The following is a 943-nucleotide window of genomic DNA, read 5'->3' as shown; positions in this document are numbered from 1 at the left end:
GGGCGGGGTCACCCGACCCGGGCGCTGGCAAACGATAGTGCGTGATGTGCCGACACCACATCGTTCCCGCCGGTGATTTTGGCGTTTTCGTCACATGCGCGGAAGCGTGATTAGCGGCACACTGCCCCGATCCTTCCCAACAGGTGTACGGGGCACCCGGAACGGGCAGACTCGACCACCGGCGGGGAAGCCGATGCTGCAAGATATGCCCGTGTCCCAGTCAGACGAGACCCACGCAGCCGCCCCCGTCGACATCACCGCTGACTCCCCCGAGGCCCACCGTGCCCGCCGGGAACTCGACCCCGCCACGATGCGCGCCCGCTACCGCGCCAAGGGGCTCTTGGAGAAGGACCTCGCGGACGATCCCGTCGAGCAGTTCGACCGCTGGTTCCACCACGCCGCGGAGAGCGGACTGCACGAACCGAACGCGATGGTCCTGTCCACCGCCGACGCCCGCGGCCGGCCCAGCTCGCGGACCGTCCTGCTCAAGCAGTACGGCACCGACGGCTTTGTCCTCTTCACCAACTACGGTTCCCGCAAGGGCCGGGAGATCGCCGAGAACCCGTACGTCTCGCTGCTCTTCCCCTGGCACGGCATCGCCCGCCAGGTGATCGTCACCGGCCGCGCCACCCCGGTCGGCAGGGCCGAGACCATCGCCTACTTCCGCTCCCGCCCGCACGGCTCCAAGCTGGGCTGCTGGGCCAGCGAGCAGTCCTCCACGGTCGCCTCCCGCGAGGAGCTGGACGCCCTCTACGCCGAACTCGCCGCCCGCTACCCGGAGGGCGAGGACGTACCGGCCCCGCCGCAGTGGGGCGGCTACCGGGTGGTGCACGAGACGGTCGAGTTCTGGCAGGGACGGGAGAACCGGCTGCACGACCGGCTGCGCTACCGCCGCACCGATACCGGCTGGACGGTGGAACGCCTCTGCCCCTGAGCCCCGGCC

1 protein-coding gene is annotated in these 943 nt (G+C 70.3%); it reads left to right on the top strand.

Annotated features, from left to right (window positions below; all coding sequences use genetic code 11):
* Window positions 1–310: 310 nt before the first annotated feature.
* A complete protein-coding gene (gene pdxH, locus FNX44_RS27190) occupies window positions 311–934 on the top strand; it encodes a pyridoxamine 5'-phosphate oxidase (protein WP_143651612.1) in 624 nt (207 codons plus the stop codon).
* Window positions 935–943: the final 9 nt, after the last annotated feature.

The organism is Streptomyces alkaliterrae, from assembly GCF_007097205.2.
Classification (GTDB): Bacteria; Actinomycetota; Actinomycetes; order Streptomycetales; family Streptomycetaceae; genus Streptomyces; species Streptomyces alkaliterrae.
The sequence above is the reverse complement of the archived record's forward strand: the minus strand, read 5'-3'. Positions and strand labels throughout refer to the sequence as shown.

What these genes read in the sequence shown, in the direction of transcription:
- pdxH (WP_143651612.1), top strand. Translation starts at nt 311, where the DNA reads ATGCGCGCCCGCTACCGCGCCAAGGGGCTCTTGGAGAAGGACCTCGCG.